Genomic DNA, 26,376 nt, shown 5'->3' on the forward strand with positions numbered 1-26,376 from the left:
CAGGTGGACCAGCAATACAACCGACCCGCACTTACACGGAAAACCCGCAGCCGATGTGATCCAGCTCTCACCTCATTGGAACAGATCGGCGCAAATGTCTCTACGGTTTCGCGAAGTCTGCGTCGACTCCGCGTCGACGCAGCACGTCGTGGCACCGGCGCAGACGGTCGTGCCACCACGCGACCCGCTCGGGATCGGCGGCGGCGTTCGTGTCTCCGCCGGATAAGAGTTCGACGTCGGGGCCGAACCACCGCGGGGCGACGACGCCATGTTCCGGCAGGAACGGCTCGGCCACGTCGACGGTGAACAACGAGCCGGTGCCGAGTCCGCACGCGAGGTCGAGTCGGTCGAGCGCCGCCGCGGCGGCCACTCCCGCGGCCATCCCCACCGCGGTGTCGAGTGCGCTCGACACCACGACGGGCAGTCCGATCTCGTCGGCCAACCGCAGTACGGCACGCATGCCGCCGAGGGGTGCCACCTTGAGCACCGCGACGTCGGCCGCGTCCGCGGCGACAACACGCATCGGGTCGGAGGCCTTACGGATCGACTCGTCGGCGGCGATCGGTACGTCGACCGCCCGACGCACCTGGGCCAACTCGTCGACGGTTGCGCACGGCTGCTCCGCATACTCGACGTCGCCGATCGCGCGGATCGACGAGATCGCTTGCGCCACAGTCCACTTACCGTTGGCGTCGATCCGGACCCGGGGTATCACCGCACGCGCAGCAGCCACACGGTCGACATCGTCGGACAGCGACTGCCCGGGCTCGGCCACCTTGACCTTGGCCGTCGTCGCTCCCGGATAGCGCGCCAGGATGTCGGCAACCTGATCGGCCGCGACGGCAGGCACCGTCGCGTTCAGCGGGACGGAATCCCGTTGTGCTGCAGGAGGCCCGAGGTAGGCGGCCTCGATACCGGCCGCAAGCCATGCCGCCGACTCCTCGTCGTCGTACTCGACGAACGGGCCGAACTCGCCCCATCCCGCCGGTCCACGAAAGATCAGCGCCTCGCGGCGGGTGATACCTCGGAACCGTGTCCGCATCGGCAACGCGACAACCCGTGCGGTCTCGAGGATCTCGTCGACCGGGGGCAGCCGCGGCCCGCTCGTGGCGGCATCTGTGGCCGTCATGTCCCCGCCGTCCATGTCCCTGCCGTTCATGTTTCCGCCGAGAGGAAGTCGCCTGCCAGACTCACGAACCGCGAGCTCTGATCGCGGTGAACCGAGTGACCCGCGTCGATGATCTCGAACGAGCCGTCGGGAATTCGCTCGCTCAGCGACCGAAGATGCCGTGGCGGAAGGAAACTCCGTTCGCCACCGGAGATCACCAGCGTGCGCGCACTCACGTCGTCGAGTGCGGCCCACCACTGCGGCGCGGCGACCGCGAACTCGGCATTGACCTGGTCGGTGACCGACCGGTCGTACCGCAGGAACGGCCGCGGATCGGCGAGCAACTGCCCCAGGCCGCGTATGCGTTCGCCCAGTGTCGCGTCGACCGCGATCTCCTCGGCGAGGTCGGCGTCGTCGCGGGGCATCGGCGGGACCTCTTCGAGCACGAGGCGTCGGACTCGCTCGGGTTGGTCCATCGCGACACGCAGCGCGGTGTGCGCACCGAGGGAGTGCCCGCCGAGGTCGACGGTGTCGAGGCCGAGTTCGTCGAGGACGAACGCGACGTCGGACCGAAAGTCATTGAGCCCGTATGCCTGCTCGCGACTGCTCACGCCGTGCCCGCGCAGATCCATCGACACCACAGCGCGGCCGCGGCGTCGTAGTGACTTGGCGAACGTCCGCCAGGTGGTGTGGTCGGAGGCCATGCCATGCACCAGGACCACCGGCACGCCGTCGTCGAGTGACCCCGACACCTCGACGGCGAGCGATTGCGCTCCGGATGTCGTGTGTCCGGACGTGGTAGCTCCGGACGTCGTATCGGTGTCGATGCGGGGCCGTCGGAAAGTACGCACGTCTACCAAGAGTAGTCACGAGGCGTGCCACAGACCTGCGGGCGGCCGGTCACCGCCTACACGGCGAGGTGTAGTCGAGCCCGCGGATATAGGTCCGCCACTCCTCCGGCGTGATCGGGTCGGCGCCGTGAGCGCACTGTTCGTCGATGATCTGCGCCGGGCCCAGCGTCCAGGTCTCCATGAAGCCTCCCTGCCCTGCCGCGACGATGCGGTCACCGGGGAGGAAGCGGACGTCGTACACGCGTCCGGGATACGACCGCAGCACCACATCGGCCTGACCGTCGGCGAGGTTCCACACCCACACCTCCGAGTTGCTTCCGCCCGCGATCACCCGCTTGCCGTCCGCGGAGAATCCGGCACTGTAGAGCTGTCCCGCAGGTCCGGAAAGCTCGATCGTCCTGCGCGGATGGCGTTTGTCGGAGATGTCGGCCACCTCGACGTTGCGCTCCTCCGACGTCGCGACGATCGAGGTGCCCGCGGCGTCGAAGCGTACCGAGAGCGCCGAGGCCTTGAACCTGATCGGATCGGGATATGCCTGCGGCGCAGCGGGATTGGAGAGATCGATGAGTCGCACCGGCCCGGTGACCGTTGCCACGGCAGCCGTACGCCCGTCGGGACTCAAAGACGCCCACGCGATCCCGCCTCCGGCATCGAACCTGGCGACGACACGCGGCGCCGACAACGTCGTGGCGTCGATGACCGTCAGACTGTTGCCGTCGGTGGCGCCAGTGATCGCCAGGCCCGACTTCTCGCTGTAGTCGACGGTCTCGTTGAGCGTCGGTTGTGCTGCGACACTGCCGACGACGCGTGGCTGCCGGGGGTCGGAGTAGTCGGCGAACTGTACTGTCCCGGTGACCGTTCCGGTGGTGACCACGCGACCCGACGGAGACATCACCACCGCTCCCGAGTACACGAGTCCCTCGGCGGGGATCAGGTCTGGCCCGCCGCGCACGATCGCGGATGGCTCGACACGCCACTGCGTGATCCGACCGTCGGTGCCCGTGTCCGCCGCGACGATCGTCGTCGCGTCGCGGTTCGCCGGTATCTGGTAGACGCTGTTGGAACCGACCGACGTCATGCCGAGGACCGGAGGCCAGTCCTGGACCCGCCCGTCCTCGCTAGACGAGACGATGTGATCGCCCGCGAAGACCACTGACACCGAGTTCGACGACCCGGTCAACACTCGAGGTGCCGCAGCCGGATTGGTGCGGTCGAACACCCGAATCGTGTTGTCGGCACCCGCGCCAACGACTTTCGTATCGTCACCGTCCAGCGCCACCGCATTGACGTAGCTGTTGAAGCCGCCGAAACGCGCGACCGAGCGTGGTGCTGCGGGATTCGCGACGTCGAACTCCTGGATCACCCGACTCCGCAGCCCCGCGAGGAGTCGCGTCCCGTCGCGGGTGTAGACGAGTCCCTGCGCGAGTTCGTTGTCACGCCATTCGTCGAGTGGGATCTCGCCCGTCGGAACGAGCGCGTCACCGTCGACCCGCCAGAGATCAACCCGACGATTCGCGCTGCTTGTGGCGAGCGACTTCCCGTCCGCACTGAACGCTGCCGCCCCCGCGACTCCCGCGACCTTCGGGGGCAACGGAAGCGACCGCCACGTCTGCCCCTGGGCCACCCACGCCTCGACGCCCCTGTCCGGAACCGACGCGACGACAAAACGGCCGTCCGGACTGACGGTGAGTCGGTTGATGTCTCCACCGACGTCGGGAAAGTCGTAGCGCCGCACCGGATGTGCGGGATCGGCGATGTCCCAGGCGGTGATCGTTCCGCGTCCGCCGAGTAGCAGCGTGCGGGCGTCGGGCATCAGTGCGACACCTGCCAACCGCCCGCCACCGCCGGGCGCACGGAACTCGGCGACCTTCGACTGCACCCCGTCGTCGTCGACTCTGAAGAGGCGGACCTGACCGCCCGCGCCCGCGGCCGCGATCAGTGGGCCGACGCGCGACATCAGTACCGAGCCCGGGTCACCGAGATATCGGGTCGGCACGCCGCGGCCCGTCGCATCGATCAGTCGCGATCGTGCCTCCAGCGTCGGTGATGCCTCGTAGGCGATCATCGCCAGTTGCGCCGCCATGAACGGATCGCGCTCGCCGAGTTCTGCCGACTGCACCGACAACTGGCGGCTCAGTGCCTCGTTTCTCGCATTCTCGGCAGCCTCACGCTGATGGACCGCATTCACACCCGCTGCCACGGCGGCGACGGCACCGATCACCGCGACGACCCCGAACACCGCGGCAAACAGTGCCACGCGCCGCAACTGAGAGGATCGACGCCTCTCGCGGTCTGCCTCTGCGGACCGTCGAGCAGTCGCGGCGGCCAGAAACTCGCTGCTGACCGGGTCGATCGGATCGCCGTCGGACTCCTGCGCCAGATGATCGAAGACCTCCAATCGCGGCCCACCGATCAGCATGTCGTCCGGCCTGCCGTCGGCGTCCCACGGTTCGGAGTACGCACGCAATCTCCGACGCAACAGGAGTTGTTCCCGGTCGTCGTCGATCCACTCGCGCAACCGCGGCCACGCGGTCAGCAACGCCTCGTGGGTGACCTGCGCATGCGACGACGACACCGTCACGAGGCGAGACGCCGCATAGTTCTCCAGCACGTGCGCGGCGGGCGAATCCCCGTCCGCGGTCAGTTCGTCGAGCGGAACCCGACGTCGGGTCACCCCGTCCTCGTCGACGTTGACCATCGCGAGCAGCATGCGTCGCGCGATCTGTTGCTCGTCCGCGGACAGCTCTCCGTATACCTTCTCCGCCGCCTGCTCAACCGCGCCACCGATGCGCCCGGTCGCGAGGTAGTCGCGCACCGTCATCCGCCGACCGTCGGATTGGTCCCAGGTCGCGAGCAGCGCGTAGGAGAGCAGGGGCAGATCACCGGCTGCCGTCGACCCCGCCGCGGGTACGGCGTCGTCGAGGAGCATGTCGACGAGGTCGGGCTCGACCTCGACGTCGGCGACGCGCGCTGGTCCGACGATGACCTCGCGCAACTGCTCACGCTGCATCGGCGGAACCACCAACTGCGAGTTCTCCAGCGTCTTGGGCACCCACGGCACGACGCGTCCGTAGAAATCGGCACGCAACACCCCGACGGGGACGATGTCGGAGCCAGGCAACTGCGCGGCGTCGAGAATGCGCGTGATCGCCTGCTTGCGCACGTCGTCGGAGTTCTGCGTCCACATCTCCTCGAACTGGTCGATCACGAGCAGCGCGGGCCGGTCGGTGTGATCGTGCGCGGCCAGCTCGTCCATCGCGGCGTCGAGGGCCGCCAACGCGTCGTCGCCCGGCGTCATCACCGTGCACCGCCAACCGGCGAGCGGCCCCTCGTGGACGACCTGTGCAAGCAGACCCGCACGGACGAGCGACGACTTTCCGACACCCGACATTCCGACAACCATCACACCGCGCGCCATATCGCTGGCTTCGCGATCGGCGCTGCGCGTCGCGACGATGAGATCGACGAGTCTGGCCACGAGGACGTCGCGCCCGAAGAAGTAGCGATCGTCGGCAGCGTCGAACGTCGCGAATCCGCGGTACGGGGAGTCGGGCCGTGTGCGTCGACGGCCGGTCCTCCGCGCGCTGCGCTCGACGGCCTCCCACCAGGCGGCAACATCGTCGGGGTCCGTGACACCGCAGACGCCGAGAACCCTCTCGAACATCTGCCGGCTCGCACGGGTCGGGGCGTGCTGCCCCGCGAACCAACCGGCGACGGTCCCCAGTAATGCGTCGGCGTCGGCCGCGACATCACGCACACTCAGACCCGCACGCACACGCAGTTCCGTGAGTGCGCGACCGAGTTCGTCGCGCGTCGTCACCGACTCCGGCCTCATCAAACCTCCTGCGCTTTTGTGCAGGTCAGCGTATCGACAGTCGTATCGACTTGGCGTACGGACGCGCCACAGACACCGCGTCGGAAGCAGTGCGGTGAAGATAATTCAACCGTTGAGACGACACCTTGGTCGCACAATCACCGTCGACCTCACGGCGCCCATTCGCACTCGGCGTGAACGCAGGGAGTCCATGCACAAGACACCGTCAGTCCAGAATCGACCAGTACCTCTCCGTCAGATCGATGCCGATGCTGCCGCCCCGATGCCGTTGCGCGCGCGCCTGTCCGCGCGCGAGGTCGAGGTGCTCGTGGCGTGGCTGCACTCGGAGTCCAAAGAGGAGGCCGCTCGACGGCTGTATCTGGGTGCGACGACCGTCAACACCCACATCTCCCGAATCCGGGCGAAGTACACCGCCGTCGGCAGGCCCGCCCCGTCGAAGGCCGCGCTGTTCGTCCGGGCCATCCAGGACGGCTACGTCGACCTCGCCGATTGGTGACGCCGGCTTCGGTGTCGGTCGCCGATTGCCGGTATGACGGATTGTCGGTATGACGGATCGTCGGTGTTGCCGATCGTCTGTGTTGCGGATTGTCGGTATGACGGATCGTCCACTTTGCCGATCGTCCACTTTGCCGATCGTGCACTTTGCGGATCGTCCACATTGCCGAACGTCCACATCGCAGATCGTCGATGTCACGCCCGCGGCCGCGTTGGTGTGACGGGCAACCGCTCCCCATCCTCGGTCACGGGCGTGACATCGGCGTCGCACAGGACGTCCACGAGACTCTGACCGATCCGCGCGTCGCATCCCCTGAAAACGCGCGGAAGCATCGGTCACCTGTCGTGGAACCACCTGCTGTTCTTGGCCCGCCAGACCATGTCTTCCCAGTACGCCCACGTATGGGTGCCGGTACTCGGGAAGTCGGTTGTGACGGGGATCTTCTGTAGGGCAGCGGCGACCTCGAAGGCGCGCGTCTGCGCCAGCGCCGCTACCTCTAGCGGGGTTCCCTTGATCGACGACACCGCATCGGTGTTGTGGCGCCCCCACGTTGCCGAACCCGAGGCGATGCGGATCTTCATCCCTCGCATTCTGGGTAGCTGGACGAGAGGGTCGTTGCGCTCCCAACGCGGATTCCACGGCGGACCCCACATTGCGTCCGCGCTCAGCGGTCCGACGCCCGCCTCGACACCGGCGTCGATGAGCGCGACGCGAATCGCCTCGCGCATGGTCGGCGCGGAGAGGTTGAGGTAGCCCGACATCGAGAAGATGTCGGAGATGCGGTTGCGGTGGTAGGCGCCGTAGATCATCGCGGCGTTGCCGCCCATCGAGATCCCCATCATGGCGTACTTCTGCTTCGGACCCACCGCGAGACCGCGTGCGTCGAGTGCGCGGATGATGCTGTCGAGGCGGCACGTCCAGCGGTACCGGTAGGCGATCTTGCTTCCCGGGCTCTTGGCCTCCCAGTCGGAGTAGAAGCTCGCGAGGCCGCCGACCGGCTGGATGACATTCACTCCCGAATCCGCCATGCGCTGGATGTGCGTCTCGTGGCGCCATCCACTCATATCGCTCGTGGCGCGCAGTCCGTCGAGCGCGATGACCGTCTTGTAATTGCCCGCACGCGTCCACATGTCAACGGGGGTGGCAGGCATCCCGCAGCCGCCGACATAGAACCGTCCGAAGGATGCGGCATTAGCCGATCCAGCATTGACCAGTCCGACACACAGTGCCGTCGCCACGAGCACCACCAGAACGATCACACGTCGCACGGACATGACGGACCACCACGATCTCCTACGCACCGGTGAACCGTATTGCGACCACCCACACCCGGGCCAGGCCAATCGGGCGTCGTGACCACAGGTCTCCGACATTGAGACCGGTCAGTTACCAAAGTGGCGGATGTGACTTGTGTTAATTAGAGTTACTCGCTTGGTTAGTTTTGGTGACACCTCTGCAGTCGAGTCGACAACGCCGGAACACCGCTGATGTCCGCCGAACGCAGGACACGGATTCGCCCTTTTCCACCGCTGGACCGTGCCTGAACGTGGAACGATGATTCCCGCACGAGCCGCCGCGCTCGGCGCCGTAGGCCACCTGAACCGGCGCAGTAGGCGACCTGAATTGGCGAGAGGCCAGACATGAAGTCTCGATTGCGGGAACGTCGCTTCGGATGACGCCACGACCACGAACGAGCGGGAGTCGACGACTCGCCATACTCGCCATCGGTGCGGCGATCGCCATCAGCACGGCATTCGGAGGGGGCATCGCCACCGCCGCACCCAAGGTCGCGCCGCCACCGGCAGGATGCGGACTCGACTCGGACTCCGGAAAGACGGACCCCCGATTCACGCTCTGGGACGATGTGAAGGGTGAGACGGGCGTCAAGCCGTTCAAGCCCGGCAACCTCGACGTCGTCACGCCCGCGGCGAAGTACCAACCCGACAAAAAGCACCCCAAGCGTTATGCGATACGCCTCGGCGGCGATCATCCCGGGCACGGCGACGACTACCTGCTGGTTCCGACCAATCGCATCAAGGGCATCGAATGCTCGTATCTGTGGGACGGTTCGCAGTTGAACCTCTGGTACTCCGCGTGGGCGGAGGCCCAGAAGTGGGTCGCCAAGGTACCCGCGAAACCCCTTGCCATTGGGGTGAATTCAGCGGAGGCGCGTGGCAAGGATCAGCTTCACATCCATCTCGCGGTGGCCAATCCCGCGACCGTGTCGGCGCTCAAGGCGATCAAGAACCCACAGCGGAACCTCGATAGGTGGACCACGACCAACGTGAACCTCCCGGTGAATGATCCGCATAAGACGAAGACGAGCGCGCAGTTCCGCGTCGTGAAGTACACGGGCTCGCTGCCGAATCTGTTCCGAGTCCTGCACAAGCAACTCCCCAAGGGCGAGGCGATGTACACGCAGTCGATCGCCGTCATCGACGCCGGCACGCCCAACACGTACTACGTCCTCAACAGCACACCGAATCTTCCGGGCGTCTCACCAGCCCACGGAACCGGACTCGCCGATTACGTCTACGGGTGGGGCGTGTAGTCGTTCACGCGCTCGACAGCGTGTCGTCGAAACAGTTGGTCGACGGTCACGAATCGGTGACGAAGTGCGCCGAGAAGTGGCGATTTGCGACGCCACCCCGATACTGAGATGACCTGGCGCGGTGAATATTCCACGCCACGCAGCTCTTCGATACGAAGAAGAAGGAGGTGGTCATGAACAACGACACCGAGACAACAGATGACGTACACGATCACTTCCATGTGACCCAGTTCTGACATTTCCTGTCTGACCTTTCCTGGTCCACGGGTCATCCAGCGCGGCAACAACTCCCGACACGGCTGATGGCCACGCCCGGTACGCCGCACTCCCATCTGCCCGACCCCGCCACGGGGCCCGTCGGGCACCCCACATATCGACCTGCCAGCGCCGAGGATGTGCGCGATGGCGCGTTACCGCTCCGCTGGCGACACATGGTCGACCCTTCACGAAAGGTGGTGGAACACATGCACAGTCACAACACCTGGGGAATCTCCGGCCCGGTCTTCCTCACCATTTTCGCCACAGCCTCCGTCGCATGCTTGGTCTGGGCGCTCTGCGACATCTACCGCGCACGACGCATCCGCCTCGACGATCCGATCGACCGACTGACACCCACCGAGATCGGCATGCTGGTGTCCGATCGCAACGCTTACCTCGCGGCGCTCACCCAATTGCTCACCCAGGGCTACATTGACTCCGATGGTCAGCCGAACCCGACGCCGTCACGCACGAGATCCCGACTCGATCAATTGTCCCGCACGACACTCGAGCCGCTCCGTAACCAGTCGGGAAAGCGCAAAGTTGTGGCGAGAACAACCCGGTCTGCCCGCGTCGACCTACGAAACGAACTGCGCGTACGCGGCTACCTCACGGATCCCTCGGCCCGAGGTGTCCGAATTGCGTTGGCGCTCTTCATGGTCATCGGCGTGATCAGGATGTTCGCAGGGCTGAGTAACGCAAAGCCGACCGGCCTGCTGGTCGCCGTCCTCGTCGTCGACATGATGTCCCTGATGTTCGTGTCAGGGCTCCAGCAACGACGCACGATCCGTGGCGACAAAGCGCTGGACGCCGCGAGATCGAGGAACCGACACCTTCGACCTGAACTGCGGCCGGCCGTACGCACGTATGGTCCGACGGCCGCAGCGATCGGCGTCGCGCTCTTCGGAATTCGCATCGTCGAGCTCATCGACCCCCTCTTTGCAGCGAACGCGACAGTGTCGAGGGGCCACATCGCAGCCTCGTGGGGCACGGGCGGCTATTTCGGAGGCGGTTTCGATTCGACGAGTAGCTGCAGTACGTCGAGCAGTTGCGGTTCGTCGAGTAGCTGCGGGGGCGGTGGCGGAGGCTGCGGTGGGTGAGCAAGTCCCACCCACCTACCCGGATCACGACACGAAAAGGAGCAGTCTCATGACACTTGAATTGCCTGCCGGAATCGGCATCGGGTGGCGTCCGGAGATCTCCGGAATCGTCGCACAACTCTCAGGTCTCGGATTCTGCGAGGTCATCGCGGAATCGGTACCCGCACTCGACGATCCCCGCTCCTGGCTTCCCGACCTCGTGGCGCTGGAAGTCCCGATCATCCCGCACGGAGTGGGACTCTCACTCGGCGGCGCAGAACCCGTTACCGCACAGCGGATCTCAGTACTGGCTCACTGCGCCGAGACTCTCAACGCACCATTGGTCAGCGAACACATCGCCTTCGTCCGAGCGGGCGGCGTCGAGGCGGGACACCTCCTCCCGGTCCCACGTAGTCGCGAGGCCCTCGATACGCTGACCGACAATATTCGACGCACCCAGGACTGCCTACCCGTGCCACTTGCGGTGGAGAACATCGCGTCGCTGTTCGAGTGGCCCGACGACGAGTACACCGACGGCGAGTTCCTCGCCGAACTCGTCGAGCGCACCGGCGTGTACCTCCTCATCGACGTCGCGAATGTCTATGCGTGCGCTGTCAATCGGGGTTCCGATCCGGCCTCGGACCTCGCAAGACTCCCCCTCGATCGGGTCGCGTACTGCCATGTGGCAGGCGGCGAGCCCGATGGGCGGCTCTACCACGACACCCACAGGGCCCCGGTGCCAGACGACGTGCTCGCCTTGGTCACGCAACTCGCGGCAACAGGTCGTACCGGTGCGTTCCTACTCGAGCGCGACGGGCACTATCCGCCGGCAACCGAACTCGTCGACGAGTTGAACGCCATCGCCGACGCCGCGGGCGTCGGCCGGCCGATGTGGAATCGCCCCTGGGAGAACGCGTCATGAACGCGCGCGACGCCATCGAATCGCACCCCGTCGGATCACACTTGGACGGATCACACCCAGTCGAATCGCACCCAGACGGTATGCCGACGCTCGCCGAACGCCAGAGCGCTCTGGTGACCGCGCTCGTCTCGGGCGGCTCGCCTCCGCCGGGATTCGACGTCGATCGTCTGAAGGCAGCGGAAAATGCGTTGCTGCGCAAGCGATGTGGCGAAGTCGCACGGCGGCTCCCGCAGGCTCGTGCACATCTCGGGACACAGTTCGACGACGCTTTCGTCGCCTGGGCACGCGGGCGGGCGCCGGCCGGATCCTCGCGCGATGCAACCGGTTTCATCGCACACCTGACCGACACCGGGCTGTGGTCGCCACCCCGAGCGCGTCGTCGAATCCTCTGGCGGGGCCGAGGAAAATGAAAGGCGCCCGGCCACTTTCGTGACCGGGCGCCTTTCGTTGACTCAGTGAGTCAGATCATCGGTGAAACGAAATCACTTGATGATCTTGGTGACTCGACCCGCACCAACGGTGCGGCCACCCTCGCGGATGGCGAAGCGCAGGCCCTCGTCCATGGCGACAGGCTGGATGAGCTTGACGCTCATCTCGGTGTTGTCGCCCGGCATGACCATTTCGGTGCCCTCGGGGAGGGTAACGACGCCGGTCACGTCCGTGGTACGGAAGTAGAACTGCGGACGGTAGTTGTTGAAGAACGGGGTGTGACGGCCGCCCTCGTCCTTGGACAGGATGTATGCCTGGCCCTCGAACTCGGTGTGCGGGGTCGTGGTGCCCGGCTTCACGATGACCTGGCCACGCTCGACGTCCTCACGCTTGAGGCCGCGGAGCAGCAGACCGGCGTTGTCGCCTGCCTGAGCCGAATCGAGCAGCTTGTGGAACATCTCGATACCGGTGACCGTGGTCTTGGTCGACTTCTCGCGGATGCCGACGATCTCGACTTCCTCGTTCACGTTGACCTCGCCGCGCTCCACACGACCGGTGACCACGGTGCCGCGGCCGGTGATCGTGAAGACGTCCTCGACGGGCATCAGGAACGGCTTGTCGGTCTCGCGAACCGGATCCGGGATCGACTCGTCGACAGCGTCCATCAGGTCCTCGACGGACTTGACCCACTCGGCGTCGCCCTCGAGAGCCTTGAGTGCCGACACCTTGACGACCGGAGCGTCCTCGTCGAAGTCCTGGGCGGCCAGCAGTTCGCGGACCTCCATCTCGACGAGCTCGATGATCTCTTCGTCGTCGACCATGTCGGCCTTGTTCAGGGCGACCAGGATGTAAGGAACACCGACCTGGCGGGCCAGCAGCACGTGCTCGCGGGTCTGCGGCATCGGGCCGTCAGTGGCGGCGACCACGAGGATCGCGCCGTCCATCTGAGCAGCACCGGTGATCATGTTCTTGATGTAGTCGGCGTGACCCGGGGCATCAACGTGCGCGTAGTGGCGCTTCTCGGTCTCGTACTCGACGTGGGAGATGTTGATCGTGATACCACGAGCCTTCTCCTCCGGAGCCTTATCGATCTCGTCGAAGGCAGATGCCTTGTTGAGCTCCGGATACTTGTCGTGCAGGACCTTGGTGATGGCCGCGGTCAGGGTGGTCTTGCCGTGGTCGACGTGACCGATGGTGCCGATGTTCACGTGCGGCTTGGTCCGCTCGAACTTCGCCTTCGCCACTTGTTTGTCCTCCTGGACTGTGTTGCTCTACTGGGCGGATCCCAGCAGGGGTTTTCTCTTACGTTGTCCGCGTCGTACGAACACCCGTATTGCGTGCTCGCACGGGTCACATTGCGTGCCCGCGCGGAACACACTGCGTGCCCGCACGACGCGTGCGCCGTTGGCGCGCGGTCAAAGCCGGAGACCGGCCGGCGAATTACTCGCCGGTGGCCTTGGCGATGATCTCCTTCGACACGTTCGCCGGAACCTCGGCGTACGAGTCGAACACCATGGAGTAGTTAGCTCGGCCCTGGGTCCGCGACCGGAGGTCGCCGATGTAGCCGAACATCTCCGACAGCGGCACCTGTGCCTTGACGACACGTGCACCACTGCGCTCCTCCATGGCCTGGATCTGGCCACGGCGGGAGTTCAGGTCGCCGATCACGTCGCCCATGTAATCCTCAGGAGTCGTGACCTCGACGGCCATGATCGGCTCCAGGATGACCGGGCTCGCCATCTTCGCAGCTTCCTTGAGGGCCTGCGAACCGGCGATCTTGAAGGCCATTTCCGACGAGTCGACGTCGTGGTACTGACCGTCGAGCAGCGTGACCTTCAAGTTGACCAGCGGGTAGCCGGCGAGGACACCGTACTGCATGGCATCCTGCGCGCCGGCGTCGACCGACGGAATGTACTCGCGCGGGACGCGACCACCGGTGACGGCGTTCACGAACTCGTAGGTCGCACCATCCTCGGCATCCACGAGGGGCTCGAGCTTGATGATGACCTTCGCGAACTGGCCCGAACCGCCGGTCTGCTTCTTGTGCGTGTACTCGTGCTTGTCGACGGCCTTGCGGATCGTCTCGCGGTAGGCAACCTGGGGCTTACCCACGTTGGCCTCGACCTTGAACTCGCGCTTCATGCGGTCGACGAGGATGTCGAGGTGGAGCTCACCCATACCGCCGATGACGGTCTGGCCGGTCTCGTCGTCGAGCTGCACGGAGAACGTCGGGTCCTCTTCGGCGAGCTTCTGGATCGCGGTACCGAGCTTCTCCTGGTCGGACTTGGTCTTCGGCTCGATCGAGACGTTGATGACCGGGTCCGGGAAGCTCATCGACTCGAGGACGATGGGCGCGCTCGGGTCGCACAGGGTGTCGCCGGTGGTGGTGTCCTTGAGACCGATCATCGCGTAGATGTGGCCCGCGGTGGCGTCCTCGACCGGCATTTCCTTGTTGGCATGCATCTGGAAGAGCTTGCCGATGCGCTCCTTCTTGCCCTTGGTCGCGTTGAGCACCTGGGTGCCCGCCGTGATGTGGCCGGAGTACACACGAACGAAGGTCAGCTTGCCGAAGAACGGATGCGCGGCGATCTTGAACGCCAGTGCGGAGAACGGCTCATCTGCGCTGGGCTTACGAGAGAGGATCTCCTCCTCGTTGCCAACGGCGTGACCCTCGACGCTCGGCACGTCCAGCGGGGACGGCAGGTAGTCGATGATCGCGTCGAGCATCGGCTGAACGCCCTTGTTCTTGAAGGCCGAGCCGCAGATGACCGGGTAGTACTCACGCGCGATCGTCAGCTTGCGGATGGCGCCCTTGATCTCCTCGACCGAGAGCTCCTCACCACCGAAGTACTTCTCGAGCAGAGCCTCGTCGCTCTCGGCGACGATCTCGAGCAGCTTCTCGCGGTACTCCGCAGCCTGGTCGACGAGATCAGCGGGGATCTCCTCGATGGTCGGCTCTGCACCGATCTCGACGGTGCCGCGCCAGGTGATCGCCTTCTGCTCGATCAGGTCGACGACGCCGTCGAAGTTGTCCTCGGCGCCGATCGGAAGCTGAAGAACCAGCGGCTTCGCGCCGAGGCGCTCCTCGATGGTGCGCACGGTGAAGAAGAAGTCGGCGCCCAGCTTGTCCATCTTGTTGACGAAGCAGATACGCGGGACGTCGTACTTCTCGGCCTGCCGCCAGACCTGCTCGGACTGCGGCTCAACGCCTTCCTTGCCGTCGAAGACGGCAACGGCACCGTCGAGCACGCGCAGGCTGCGCTCGACCTCGACGGTGAAGTCGACGTGGCCGGGGGTGTCGATGATGTTGATCTGGTTGCCGTTCCAGAAGCACGTCACGGCGGCGGAGGTGATGGTGATCCCCCGCTCCTTCTCCTGCTCCATCCAGTCGGTGGTCGAAGCACCGTCGTGGGTTTCACCGATCTTGTAGTTGACACCGGTGTAGAAGAGGATTCGCTCGGTCGCGGTGGTCTTGCCGGCATCGATGTGGGCCATGATGCCGATGTTGCGAACCTTTTTCAGGTCGCTGAGCACTTCCTGTGCCATTCCGTTCCCTTCGGGAAATCTTGGGACTAAAGGCTGTCTTGTTTCTAGCCGCGGCTGCGCAGCCCACCCTCGCAAGCTCGGGTGGACTGGCCGCTCTTCGCTCCGCTCCGAGCGGCCAGTGCCCGTGGGCGGTTACGTCACCAGCGGTAGTGCGCGAACGCCCGGTTGGCTTCTGCCATCTTGTGGGTGTCCTCGCGACGCTTGACCGAAGCGCCGAGGCCGTTGGAGGCGTCGAGCAGCTCGTTGGCCAGGCGCTCGACCATGGTCTTCTCACGACGCTGGCGGCTGAAGGTCACCAGCCAACGCAGTGCGAGGGTGTTGGCGCGGTTCGGCTTGACCTCGACGGGCACCTGGTAGGTGGCACCGCCGACGCGGCGGCTCTTGACCTCGAGGGTCGGCTTGACGTTGTCGAGCGCGCGCTTGAGGGTGACGACCGGATCGGTGCCGGTCTTCTCACGAGCCTGCTCGAGGGCCTGGTAGACGATGCGCTCGGCAGTCGACTTCTTGCCGTCGAGGAGGATCTTGTTCACGAGCTGGGTGACCAGCGTCGAGCCGTAGACCGGGTCGTTGACGAGGGGGCGCTTGGGTGCGGGTCCTTTACGTGGCATCGCTTATCAGCTTCCCTTCTTGGCGCCGTAGCGGCTGCGAGCCTGCTTGCGGTCCTTGACACCCTGGGTGTCGAGCGAGCCGCGGATGATGCGGTAGCGAACACCGGGGAGGTCCTTCACACGACCGCCGCGCACGAGCACCATCGAGTGCTCCTGGAGGTTGTGGCCTTCACCCGGGATGTAAGCGGTGACCTCGACGGAGCTCGTCAGGCGCACGCGGGCGACCTTACGGAGCGCGGAGTTCGGCTTCTTCGGGGTGGTGGTGTAGACGCGGGTGCACACGCCACGACGCTGCGGGCTTCCCTTGAGGGCCGCCGTCTTCTTCTTGGCGGTCTTGTCGTGACGGCCCTTGCGGACCAGTTGGTTAATCGTTGGCACTTGTGAGTTTCATTCCTCTGTTGTCGTCGTGTCGTGGTTTGTGCTCCGGGCAAGCGCTCAGAGCGGATAAATCCGATTCTGGTTGCTTCCACAACTCGCCCCACCGGCACTTCTGTGCTGGTCAGTACAGTTATTGCTACCCCGAGGTCGGGCGTGTCAAGCACCCGACAGCGGACTGGCTTGGTGTAGTCCGGCGCGCCTGGCGTGTGCCGAGGCCTTCTCTGAGAGAGAATGATCTCGATCCGATCGCCACCGGTAACCCGGCGAGGGCATGCGGACGTTGCCCGGGCAGCCGGGCACCGACGATCCACTCTACCGACCTGATTTCCACAGGTCAAAAAACGGATCCACAGTCCGACCTGCAGCTCTCCGGGAGCTGAACAGACGGTGACGTATACGGGCTTCCAACGACCGTCGACGGCCTCTTGTTCCCGGCATCGTCGCTGGTAGGGACCCGATACGCGCGAGGGTACCGCAGCGTCAGTGCGCGAGAAGAACCTTGAGCAGTACGACCACGGCGGCAAGAGCAGCCGTGAGGAGACCCGCGACGATCACCTTCATGCTGACCTCTTCTCCGCGCACACGCGCGACGACGATCGGCACGCTCGCAATGCGCAGCACCACGACCGCTCCCGCGATCCCGTGCGCCCACGCCGTCGGCAACACATCCGCCCAGCCGAGTGCCAGCGCGATCGCGGGGAGGATCGCCGACGAGATGATCGGCGTCGCATCACGCAGCTCGTGGCGCACGTGTCGACGGGCGGCGTCGCCCGGTCGCTCATGCGCGGGGGCCTGGGCGTCGAGAGCTGGCGAACCGTCGGCCTGAGCGTCCTGACCGTGTGCCTCCGGGATGCTGCTGCCCGCAACCAGGTCGGCAAAGACGTGGGCAACGTAGGTGGTCAGGCCGGTCCCGAGCACCAGCCAGGTCGCATCGCCGTTCTCGACCGCGTGAGCCGACGCCGTCACCAGCGCCGCGAGCACCATGATGTTGCCGTAGACGTAGGCCGACAGTCTCGACGCCGCGCGCCTGGGCGGAAGCGGGTCTCCGCGACGCCTGGTGAGAATTCCGCGCCACTCGGCGCGCGGGGTGCGTCGGGTCGGCCGGCTCTGCGAGGTCATGGCCCGATGCTGTCACGCCACGACAGACGCGGGCGCGAGTAGACGGATGCGGGGCATAACTGGCGTCAGCGTCGTTTCCCCTACTTTCTGCCCGCTGATCGAGCCCACCCGTTGATCGAGCCCCATCCCGGCCGGGCTAGATGTGTGTCGAATCGAAGGATCTGTGTGCTGCAGTACCCACATCTTTCGATACGACACACATTTCGCGTTATGGGCGGGTCGCCGCGCCTACTTCGCCTGCGGGAGGCGGGCGGTGGCGCCCTTGCGGGCGGGGTTCGACGGCGGGGGCACCATCGGGCCGATGTCGCCGTCCGGAGCGGTGTCGAGGTCGACGACGACCGGGGCGTGGTCGCTGGGTTTGGTGCCCTTGCGTGCGGCGCGGTCGACCCACGCGGCCTTCGCCCGGGCGGCCACGTCGGCGCCGGCGAGGATCAGGTCGATCCGCATGCCGAGGTCCTTGTGGAACATGCCCGCCCGATAGTCCCAGTAGCTGAACACCCGCTCGTCGGGCCAACGGTCGCGCACGACGTCGCGCAGTCCGAGTCCCTCGATGTCCTCGAGCGCCGACCGCTCGGCGACCGTCACGTGCGTGTGGCCGGCAAACGCGGCCGGGTCGTAGACGTCGGCGTTGGCGGGCGCGATGTTCACGTCGCCGCACAGCATCGTGTTCGACGGAGCATCGACGCCCGTGCCGGCCGCCACGACCTCGCGCAACCGCTCCAACCACGACAGCTTGTACTGGTAGTGATCCGAGTCGGGTTCGCGGCCGTTGGGTACGTACAGCGAGTAGATGCGCACTCCCCCGCACACCGCCGAGACAGCGCGAGCCTCCGGCGCCGACGCCGGGTCGGGAAAGCCGGGCGCGCCGTCGAAGTTGGCGACGACGTCGTCGAGTCCGACCTTCGACAGGATCGCGACCCCGTTCCACTGCCCCTGGCCCACATGCGCGAATTGGTAACCGCGGTCGGTGAATTCGGGTCCGAGGACGGTGTCGAACACGTCGTCGGAGAGTTTGGTCTCCTGCAGGCAGACCACGTCGGGTGAGCGTTCGTCGAGCCACGGCAGCAGTCGCGGGATGCGTTGTTTGACTGAGTTCACGTTCCAGGTCGCCACGCGCATACACACCACGCTAGTCAGGTCGTGGTGCCCGGACGCCGCCGACCTACGCCGACACCCGCCGATACCGCAGCACCGATCGCGCGTCGTCGGGTTGGCGCTCGCCGAGATCCTCACCACGGACGAAGCGACCCCAGATGGCGCGCAGTATCCGGCCGGCCTCGTCGACCTGCGACCACGTCGCACCCTCGAGCAACTGCGCACCCGCCCACTGTTCCTCGACGCCGAAGAGCAGGGGCAAATCGACGCAGTGCGCGGCGCCGAGCGCGTTCCCCGGTGCGTGCCAGTGCAACCGATAGTCGACGACGCTGCCGCCCGCCGCCGCGTGTTTACGCGCGAAGTCGGCGGTCGGTGCGGTGTAGACCTTGCGGGTGATCAGTGAGGTGGCGAAGCGTCGAATCGGTCTACCCAACACCGGGAAGTGCGACGCCGTCTCGGCGATCGGAACGCCGGGGACGAAGAACTCGATCTCGTCGCGGGTGCAGCCGACCAGCAGGTCGATGTCGGGAGCCGACGCCGCCCACGCATCCTCGACGTCGGGCTCCGCGGGGAGCGGCTCCATCCCGTACTGCACGCCCAACGGCATCGCTCCCGTCAGCCCGTACCGCGGTCCGTCGACGATCAGCTTCTGCTGTGTCGCGAGAATCTCGCCGATAGGCGTCTCGGCGTCGAAATGGCTTGTGCGCGCGAATACCTCGCGGGCCATGTCACTGCGGTTCCAACGGATACCGAAGGGTGCGCTCTGCAGGATCGCCCGTCGAAAACGTCGGGCAGCACGCGGCACGGTCATCAGGTGCGCCACGGCGTCGGCGCCTGCGGATTGCCCGGCGCAGGTGACCTGATCGGGGACGCCACCGAACGCCGCGATGTTCTCGTGCACCCAGTCCAGCGCCGCGATGAGGTCGAGTAGCCCCAGGTTGGCCGGACGCTCCTGCGAGCCGTCCCCGAGAAACCCGAGCACGCCGAGCCGGTAGGTGACGGCCACGACGATCACGTTGTGCTCAGACACCAGCGCGCTCGGGTCGTGGTGCGGTTCGTCGCCCGCGCCGAGCACATACGATCCGCCGTGCACCCACACCAGCACCGGTAGCGGGGCGTCGAACTCCCGAGTGGGCCGCGTGATCGTCAACCGCTGACAGTCTTCGTCGGCGATGAGACTGGTCGCCGGACCGCCGAGCATCATCGTCACGAGCGGACTGGACACCTGCGGGCACGCGGCTGCGGGGTCATCGCTGCGGTGCGGAACCGTCCACGGCGCAACCGGCTCCGGCGCCGCAAACCGATCGGCACGGGCGTACGGGATTGCCCGCGCACGAATGACTGGACCGTCGACCGTGCCGACGACCCGACCGCAGGGCGCATCGAAGGTTGCGATCTCGGTGGACTCGACGTCGTCAGTGGATTCGACGTCGTCAGTGGATTGGACGCCGTCAGGTGCCGGGGTTGCCATTCCCCCACCGTAGTGAACAGTTCGGCCATTAACGGGTCGGTGCGCGCATCCGGCGACGACCCTGGCACGCAACCTTTCATTCGCGACGATTCTGTGTCATGTTGTGACCATCGACACATCGTTCGCCTCATCGGAGAGTGCGCCGCAACGCGCTGTGATCGCGCAGTCGTGGCGCCGCTCCGCGCTGTCCGGCGTCCAACCCGACAGCCCGCTACCCGACCTCGTCGACGACGCCTCGCGGTCGGATGTCCTTCTCGACGCCGCTCGCCCGGTTCTCGACGACGCCGCCGCACGCCTCGCAGACACGGGCACGTCACTACTGCTCGTCGACCATGAGTGCCGGATGGTCTCCCGCATCTGCCTCGGCACCACCGTCGACCGTGCACTCGACAAAGTCGGCGCAACACCCGGCGTCGACCTCGGCGAGGAGACCGTCGGCACCACGGCGCTGGGCACGCCCGCCGAGATACGTCGCGGATTGGCCGTCAACGGACGCGAGCACTACCTCGAGCAGTTCAAGTCGCTCAGCTGCTTTGGCGCGCCCATCATCCATCCGGCAACCCGACGTCTCGCTGGCATCCTGTGCATGACGGAGATCGCCGACCGCATGAACCCTCTTGCCGTACCCCTCGTGACCGGCATCGTCGGCGATATCGCCGACCGACTCCTCGACCGCTCGCGCGCCCAGCAGCGTCGGGTTCTCGACGCATTCCAGCGCGCGGCACCCCGTCGCGACGTCGCGGTCGCAGCGATCAGCGAAGACCTGCAACTCACCAATTCACGTGCGGCAGAACTACTCTCGCCGACCGATATCGCGGCATTACGTGCGGTCGCCGCCGATCCCGCACTACGGGAGACCACCCTGCAACTGGTCCTTGCATCCGGCGTCGACGTCGAGGTGCTCGCCACACCCGTCGTGGGTGCCCGCGGGGCAGCGCTGTTCGGTCTGCGGCCCAACGCGTCGACCGCGCGGCCGATGGTCCGCACCGACCTGCCGTCGACGCGACAGGCCACCACCGCGATCACCGGCGAACCCGGAACCGGGCGCAGCACCAGAGCTCGCTCGATGGCCGGACCCGACGCCATGACCGTCGACGTCGCCGAACTGTTGATCACCGGCGACCAGCCGGACATCGGCGCCCTGATCGGCGATTCACGACGCCGCTCACGCGCGCTGATCGTCGACGGCGTCGACCTGCTCGACGACAGGTCGCTCACCATCCTGGCGGCCGCGTGCCGCACGGCGGACAAGACAGCCCCGCTCGTCCTCGTCGCCGGGCCGCCGGATCAGGCGAGAACCACCGTCGCGGCACTGACTGCCAGGTGCGCCTCGCGTATCGACGTCCCCGCGCTGCGCAACCGCACCTCCGAACTGGCCGACATCGTCGACGAGATGCTCACCGTCATCGCCCCGGGAACAGCACTCGATGCACGCACAGCACCCGGTGCACACGCAGTGCACTCGGTGAGCGCGCCGACGTTGGAGGCCCTCGTCTGCCAGGAGTGGCCCGGGAACCTCGTCGAACTGTCCTCGGTGCTGCGGCGGGCCGTGCGCTCGTGCGAGGCCCGTGGCGCGCGGGCGATCGAACCCGCCGATCTGCCCGCCGACCATCGCACGACCAGCCGGGCAGCCCACCTCTCCGGACGCGAACAAGCCGAGCGCGCAGCCATTCTCGAGGCACTCGACCGGCACACCGGCAACAAGGTGCACGCGGCCCGCGACCTGGGCATCAGCCGCACCACCCTGTACGCGCGCATCCGCGCACTGGGGATCTGAGGGCCGCCTCGCGCTACGATGAACCCGAACTTATCGAGCGATAGTTAGGGTCCTCATGACGGCGTCGACAGCGGGAGCGGATGCTGACACGACGTCGCCCGGTTGGCGTCGCGTCGACCCACCGGAGCTGTCACCGATCCTGCAGGCAGCGCTCGAGGCGTTCTACGACAACGGATTTCATGGCACCTCCGTGCGGCAGATCGCCGCGAAGGTCGGTGTCACGGTCCCTGCCCTCTACTACCACCACAAGAGCAAAGAGGGCATCCTGCTGGCCCTTCTGGAGTACTCGACCGGCGACGTGCTCGCGCGAGCCCACGCTGCCAGGGCTGCTGCAGCGGGAGACCCGGTCACCGAGTTGGCCAACGTCATCGAATCGATCGTCCTAGTCATGACGGGTCGAGTCCGGCTGGCGGCCGTCGAAGGCGAGATCCGATATGCGAGCTCCGAGAACCGGTTGCGGTATCGCGTGTTTCGCAAGGGGATCGAAGATCTGGTCCTCGACATCGTGCAGACCGGAACAGCCACCGGCGTCATGCACGTCAGCGACGTCGCCGAAACCACCAGAGCGGTTCTCGCCATGTGCCAATCGATCCCGCGTTGGTTTCACGACGACGGGCCGCTGACCCCGCAGTTGGTGGCGGAAAAGTACGTCGACATTGCACTCCACACGGTGGGCAGCCTGCCGCGGGCCGACTCCGATTAGACGGGTCGACGCGCCGGCCCCCTCTTCGCGGGTCACCCGTCGGCACGGTCCCGACGTGTGTTCATCGCGGTGTTCAGTTTCTGGACACTTCGTCCCGCGCGAGCAGTGGCAGAACTATAGAGAGATCCGCGTCTATGACGCAGATCACGATCTGCACGCTCGAGCAGGAGGACGCATGACCGCTGTCGCACCCGAACTGGCAACCAAGGTCCGGGATTTCATCTCGACCGATCGACCGATGCTGATCGGAGGTGAGTGGGTCACCGCCGCATCCGGTGAGACCTTCGAAACCATCGATCCCGCCAACGGACGCACGCTGACATCGGTCGCCCGCGGCGACGCCACCGACATCGACCGCGCTGTTCGCGCCGCGCGCAAGGCTTTCGACGACGGCCCATGGTCGCGCATGAAGCCCAACGAGCGTGAGCGTCTGCTCTGGCGCGTCGGCGACATCCTCAACGAGCGCGCCGAGGAGTTCGGCCAGCTCGAAGCCCTCGACAACGGCAAGGCCGCCACCATCGCGACCGCCGTCGACACCGCCTGGTCGGCAGACATCTTCCGCTACAACGCCGGTCTGGCAACCAAGATCACCGGCAGCACCGTCGACGTCTCGATGCCGTTCGTGCCGGGCGGCGAGTTCCACGCCTACACGCTGCGCGAGCCCGTCGGCGTCTGCGGCCTGATCGTCCCGTGGAACTTCCCGCTCCTGATGGCGTCGTTCAAGCTGGCCCCGGCGCTCGCGGCGGGCAACACCGTCATCCTCAAGCCGGCCGAACAGACCCCGCTGACAGCGCTGTTGCTCGGCGAAGTCTTCACCGAAGCGGGCTTCCCGCCCGGCGTCGTCAACATCGTCACCGGCTTCGGCGACGCGGGCGCCGCACTCGCCGCGCACGACGACGTCGACAAGATCGCCTTCACCGGTTCCACCGAGGTCGGCAAGAAGATCGTCGACGCGTCGAAGGGCAATCTCAAGAAGGTCTCGCTCGAGCTCGGCGGCAAGAGCCCCAACATCGTCTTCGCCGACGCCGACTTCGAGCAGGCCGTCGCCGGTTCGGTCGCAGCGTGGATGTTCAACCACGGCCAGTGCTGCGTCGCCGGAACGCGGCTGTTCGTCGAGCGACCCATCTTCGACGACTTCACCGCCGCCGTCGCAGAAGCGGCGTCGAAGGCCAAGATCGGGCCGGGCCTCGATCCGACGACCGAACTGGGACCGCTCGTCAGCCAGGAACAATTCGACCGTGTCTCGGGCTACCTCGCGGCGGGCCTCGCCGACGGCGCTCGCGCACTGACCGGCGGAAAGCGTTGGGGTGACGAGGGTTTCTTCATCGAGCCCACGGTGTTCGTCGACGTCGAGCCCGATTTCTCCATCGTCCGTGAGGAGATCTTCGGTCCCGTCGTCGCGGCACTGCCGTTCGACGCCGACACGGGAGTCGCTGCGGCAGCGAATGATTCGATCTACGGGCTCGCCGCGGGCATCTGGACCACCGATCTGTCGAAGGCGCACAAGACCGCTCGCCAGCTCAAGGCGGGTTCGGTGTGGGTCAACCAGTACAACGGCTTCGACACCGCAATGCCGTTCGGCGGCTACAAGCAATCGGGCTGGGGACGCGAGCTGGGACAGTCGGCCATCGAGCTCTACACCCAGACCAAGGCCGTCAACGTCGCGCTCTGATTCGACACCCTGATCCACCACTGATTCACAAGGAGATATAGCCGTGAAAACCAAAGCCGCCGTACTGCTCGACGCGGGCAAGCCGTTCGAGATCATGGAACTCGACCTCGACGGCCCGAAGGAAGGCGAGGTACTGATCAAGTACACCGCCGCTGGCCTGTGCCACTCCGACCTGCACCTCACCGATGGCGACCTGCCGCCGCGCTATCCGATGGTCGGCGGCCACGAGGGGTCGGGCATCATCGAGGAGATCGGGCCCGGCGTCACCAAGGTCAAGCCGGGCGATCACGTGGTCTGCTCGTTCGTACCGAGTTGCGGCACATGCCGCTACTGCTCGACGGGCCGACAGTCGTTGTGCGACATGGGCGCCACCATCCTCGAAGGCATGCTGCCCGACGGTACGTTCCGCTTCCACGGCGGCGGCCAGGACTTCGGCGGCATGTGCATGCTGGGCACGTTCAGCGAGCGCGCGACCATCAGCGAGCACTCCGTGGTCAAGGTCGACGACTGGCTGCCGCTGGACAAGGCCGTCCTCGTCGGCTGCGGTGTGCCGACCGGGTGGGGTTCGGCGGTCTACGCGGGCAACGTCCGCGCGGGCGACATCGTGGTCATCTACGGCATCGGCGGCATCGGAATCAACGCGGTGCAGGGCGCTGTGCACGCCGGAGCCAAGTACGTCGTCGTCGTCGACCCTGTCGCGTTCAAACGTGACACCGCCGTGAAGTTCGGCGCCACACACGCTTTCGCATCTGCAGCAGAGGCTCAGGAGAAGATCACCGAACTGTCCTGGGGTCAGGGTGCAGACGCCGCGATCGTCACCGTCGGCACCGTCGACGAAGACGTGGTGTCCGCGGCGATCGGCTCCATCGGCAAGGGCGGCCAGGTCGTGATCGTCGGACTCTCGAGTCCCGCGAAGTTCACGGTGCATTGGCCTGGCATCGACCTCACCCTCAACGAGAAGACCATCAAGGGCTCGTTGTTCGGTTCGGCCAATCCGCAGTACGACATCGTCCGCCTGCTCCGCCTTTACGACGCCGGCCAGCTCAAGCTCGACGAACTGGTCACCCAGACCTACACACTCGAGCAGGTCAACGAGGGTTACCAGGATCTGCGCGACGGCAAGAACATTCGCGGTGTGATCATCCACGACGACTGATCACCCCCCTGGTGTCACGGGCTCGCCCCGCCGTGACTCCACCCCCTACCCGGCCCGGCCGCGACGGACACCCCGACGCGGCCGGGCCGTTCCATTTGAGGCGCCGATTCGGCGCGCTGCCGATAGCCTGCTGGGGTGAAAGAGCCATCTGCCACGTCAGCTACTGCGAATCCCGGTCCGAAGGCGACGCTGAATCTGCGTCGTATCGGGGTGGCCAGTTGGTGCGTACTCGGCATCATTGCCCTCGTAGTCGTCGTTTCGCTTGCGCTGGGTGCGGTGAGTGGAATCCTGATCCCGCTCGTCGTCGCGGTGATCATCAGCGTGGTACTCGAACCGCTCGTCGCTCGACTGACCCGCATGGGCGTGCCATCCACAGTCGCGGTCTTCCTCGCGCTGCTCGTCGCGATCCTCGTCGGCGCCGGGACGATCACGATCGTGATCTGGGGCGTCGTCGACCAGTGGTCGGACATCTACGGTCAAGCGCTGCTCGGCTGGCGCTCGTTCACACACTGGGTAGGCGAACTCGACATCGACCCGCGGTGGCTCGAGGACGCGCGCACCGCGCTCGAGAGTCACACACGCGAGGTGGGGCTCGGTGCTCTCGCATCGCTCAGTAGTACGTTCTATGGCGCCATCACGCTGCTGATCGGCATCTTCTTCGCACTCTTCTTCCTCTTCTTCGCGCTGCGCGATGCCGACCGTTTTCCCGCATTCCTGGCACGCATGACCGGCGCGGATCCGGCCGAGATCAACGGGGTCGTCACCGTGACCCGACAATCGGTTCGCGGCTACTTCAGGGGCACAGCGCTCACGGCTGTGCTGACGGCACCGATCTTCATGGTCCCGCTGGTGATTCTTGGTGTGCCGCTGGCAATTCCGATCTTCGTGCTCTACTTCTTCCTATCCTTCATCCCGTTCGTCGGCGCCTGGATCACCGGGGCGTTCGTGGTGTTGATCGCACTGGGTTCCAACGGCCCCACTGCCGCACTGATTCTCGCCATCACCTTCGTCATCTCCAACGGCACCGTGCAGAGCGCCGTCAGTTCGTGGGCACTCGGCTCGTCGTTGCAGCTTCACCCGATGGCCGTATTGCTCGCGACGATGGTGGCAGGCACCGCCGCCGGGTTGCTCGGCATGGTCCTCGGAGCCCCACTTCTCGCGGCGACGGTCAAGTCGGTGGAAGTCATCCGCACTCATCGCAGCGCTGCTGGGGACGTCGATTCCGGTGAACCCGACGCCGACGGTGATGTGGGCATTCCCGCGGCCGACGGAACCTGAGACGGCCGCCGGAAATTCGCAGCTCGACCAACTATCCTCACCGC

21 protein-coding genes are annotated in these 26,376 nt (G+C 66.0%); 10 read left to right on the forward strand and 11 right to left on the reverse strand.

The window, feature by feature from the left end; genetic code table 11:
- Positions 1–100: 100 nt before the first annotated feature.
- From ACRVY7_RS06470 to ACRVY7_RS06480, 3 genes are read right to left on the reverse strand one after another with little or no spacing between them, the layout of a single operon-like run.
- Entirely contained in the window at positions 101–1,129 is a 1,029-nt protein-coding gene (locus ACRVY7_RS06470) for an o-succinylbenzoate synthase (RefSeq protein WP_431816453.1), read from the reverse strand.
- Between the two features lie 26 nt (positions 1,130–1,155).
- On the reverse strand, positions 1,156–1,959 hold the full coding sequence (locus tag ACRVY7_RS06475) for an alpha/beta fold hydrolase (RefSeq protein ID WP_431816454.1): 804 nt from the start codon (positions 1,957–1,959) through the stop codon (positions 1,156–1,158).
- Between the two features lie 49 nt (positions 1,960–2,008).
- Positions 2,009–5,794: an nSTAND1 domain-containing NTPase gene (locus tag ACRVY7_RS06480; protein WP_431816455.1), complete on the reverse strand. Its 3,786-nt coding sequence runs from the start codon at positions 5,792–5,794 to the stop codon at positions 2,009–2,011.
- A gap of 190 nt (positions 5,795–5,984) precedes the next feature.
- On the opposite strand from ACRVY7_RS06480, the gene ACRVY7_RS06485 reads away from it, so the two are divergent.
- A complete protein-coding gene (locus ACRVY7_RS06485; RefSeq protein WP_064862761.1) occupies positions 5,985–6,290 on the forward strand; it encodes a LuxR C-terminal-related transcriptional regulator in 306 nt (101 codons plus the stop codon).
- 335 nt (positions 6,291–6,625) lie between these two features.
- Here ACRVY7_RS06485 and ACRVY7_RS06490 read toward each other — a convergent pair whose 3' ends face one another.
- Positions 6,626–7,564, reverse strand: coding sequence for an alpha/beta hydrolase (locus tag ACRVY7_RS06490; protein ID WP_431816456.1), 939 nt, complete (start codon positions 7,562–7,564; stop codon positions 6,626–6,628).
- A 398-nt stretch (positions 7,565–7,962) separates the two neighbouring features.
- Between ACRVY7_RS06490 and ACRVY7_RS06495 the strand changes: the two genes are divergently transcribed.
- The 4 genes from ACRVY7_RS06495 to ACRVY7_RS06510 all read left to right on the forward strand — a co-directional run bounded on the left by ACRVY7_RS06495 (position 7,963) and on the right by ACRVY7_RS06510 (position 11,510).
- Entirely contained in the window at positions 7,963–8,841 is an 879-nt protein-coding gene (locus ACRVY7_RS06495) for a CDP-diacylglycerol diphosphatase (RefSeq protein WP_431816457.1), read from the forward strand.
- Between the two features lie 464 nt (positions 8,842–9,305).
- A complete protein-coding gene (locus ACRVY7_RS06500) occupies positions 9,306–10,199 on the forward strand; it encodes a TIGR04222 domain-containing membrane protein (RefSeq protein WP_431816458.1) in 894 nt (297 codons plus the stop codon).
- Positions 10,200–10,248: 49 nt separating this feature from the next.
- Entirely contained in the window at positions 10,249–11,100 is an 852-nt protein-coding gene (locus tag ACRVY7_RS06505) for an MbnB/TglH/ChrH family RiPP precursor modification enzyme (protein WP_431816459.1), read from the forward strand.
- An 80-nt stretch (positions 11,101–11,180) separates the two neighbouring features.
- Positions 11,181–11,510 carry an SCO6045 C-terminal-like domain-containing protein gene (locus tag ACRVY7_RS06510; protein WP_431816460.1) on the forward strand — a complete coding sequence of 110 codons (330 nt, stop codon included), beginning with the start codon at positions 11,181–11,183 and terminating at the stop codon, positions 11,508–11,510.
- 72 nt (positions 11,511–11,582) lie between these two features.
- On the opposite strand, the gene tuf is transcribed toward ACRVY7_RS06510, so the two are convergent.
- From tuf to ACRVY7_RS06545, 7 genes are all read right to left on the reverse strand, one after another.
- Positions 11,583–12,773: an elongation factor Tu gene (gene tuf / locus ACRVY7_RS06515; protein WP_049698791.1), complete on the reverse strand. Its 1,191-nt coding sequence runs from the start codon at positions 12,771–12,773 to the stop codon at positions 11,583–11,585.
- A gap of 196 nt (positions 12,774–12,969) precedes the next feature.
- Positions 12,970–15,075, reverse strand: coding sequence for an elongation factor G (fusA, locus tag ACRVY7_RS06520; RefSeq protein WP_049698790.1), 2,106 nt, complete (start codon positions 15,073–15,075; stop codon positions 12,970–12,972).
- A gap of 137 nt (positions 15,076–15,212) precedes the next feature.
- Positions 15,213–15,683 carry a 30S ribosomal protein S7 gene (rpsG, locus tag ACRVY7_RS06525; RefSeq protein WP_005170081.1) on the reverse strand — a complete coding sequence of 157 codons (471 nt, stop codon included), beginning with the start codon at positions 15,681–15,683 and terminating at the stop codon, positions 15,213–15,215.
- Between the two features lie 6 nt (positions 15,684–15,689).
- Positions 15,690–16,061, reverse strand: coding sequence for a 30S ribosomal protein S12 (gene rpsL, locus ACRVY7_RS06530; protein WP_005170078.1), 372 nt, complete (start codon positions 16,059–16,061; stop codon positions 15,690–15,692).
- 480 nt (positions 16,062–16,541) lie between these two features.
- Positions 16,542–17,180, reverse strand: a complete 639-nt coding sequence (locus ACRVY7_RS06535; RefSeq protein WP_431816461.1) for a hypothetical protein — start codon at positions 17,178–17,180, stop codon at positions 16,542–16,544.
- 228 nt (positions 17,181–17,408) lie between these two features.
- Positions 17,409–18,299 (reverse strand): exodeoxyribonuclease III, encoded by an 891-nt coding sequence (locus ACRVY7_RS06540; protein WP_431816462.1) that lies wholly within the window; start codon positions 18,297–18,299, stop codon positions 17,409–17,411.
- 43 nt (positions 18,300–18,342) lie between these two features.
- Positions 18,343–19,746 (reverse strand): carboxylesterase family protein, encoded by a 1,404-nt coding sequence (locus ACRVY7_RS06545; protein WP_431816463.1) that lies wholly within the window; start codon positions 19,744–19,746, stop codon positions 18,343–18,345.
- A gap of 103 nt (positions 19,747–19,849) precedes the next feature.
- Between ACRVY7_RS06545 and ACRVY7_RS06550 the strand changes: the two genes are divergently transcribed.
- From ACRVY7_RS06550 to ACRVY7_RS06570, 5 genes are all read left to right on the forward strand, one after another.
- The gene (locus tag ACRVY7_RS06550) at positions 19,850–21,523 is read left to right on the forward strand and encodes a sigma-54-dependent Fis family transcriptional regulator (protein ID WP_431816464.1); all 1,674 of its coding nucleotides are present in this window, start codon (positions 19,850–19,852) and stop codon (positions 21,521–21,523) included.
- 55 nt (positions 21,524–21,578) lie between these two features.
- On the forward strand, positions 21,579–22,226 hold the full coding sequence (locus ACRVY7_RS06555; protein ID WP_431816465.1) for a TetR/AcrR family transcriptional regulator: 648 nt from the start codon (positions 21,579–21,581) through the stop codon (positions 22,224–22,226).
- A gap of 175 nt (positions 22,227–22,401) precedes the next feature.
- On the forward strand, positions 22,402–23,898 hold the full coding sequence (locus ACRVY7_RS06560; RefSeq protein ID WP_431816466.1) for an aldehyde dehydrogenase family protein: 1,497 nt from the start codon (positions 22,402–22,404) through the stop codon (positions 23,896–23,898).
- A 43-nt stretch (positions 23,899–23,941) separates the two neighbouring features.
- On the forward strand, positions 23,942–25,054 hold the full coding sequence (locus ACRVY7_RS06565; RefSeq protein WP_049698784.1) for an NDMA-dependent alcohol dehydrogenase: 1,113 nt from the start codon (positions 23,942–23,944) through the stop codon (positions 25,052–25,054).
- Between the two features lie 135 nt (positions 25,055–25,189).
- Positions 25,190–26,332, forward strand: coding sequence for an AI-2E family transporter (locus tag ACRVY7_RS06570; protein WP_431816467.1), 1,143 nt, complete (start codon positions 25,190–25,192; stop codon positions 26,330–26,332).
- Positions 26,333–26,376 lie beyond the last annotated feature (44 nt).

This window comes from Gordonia jacobaea, from assembly GCF_965344965.1.
Classification (GTDB): Bacteria; Actinomycetota; Actinomycetes; order Mycobacteriales; family Mycobacteriaceae; genus Gordonia; species Gordonia jacobaea.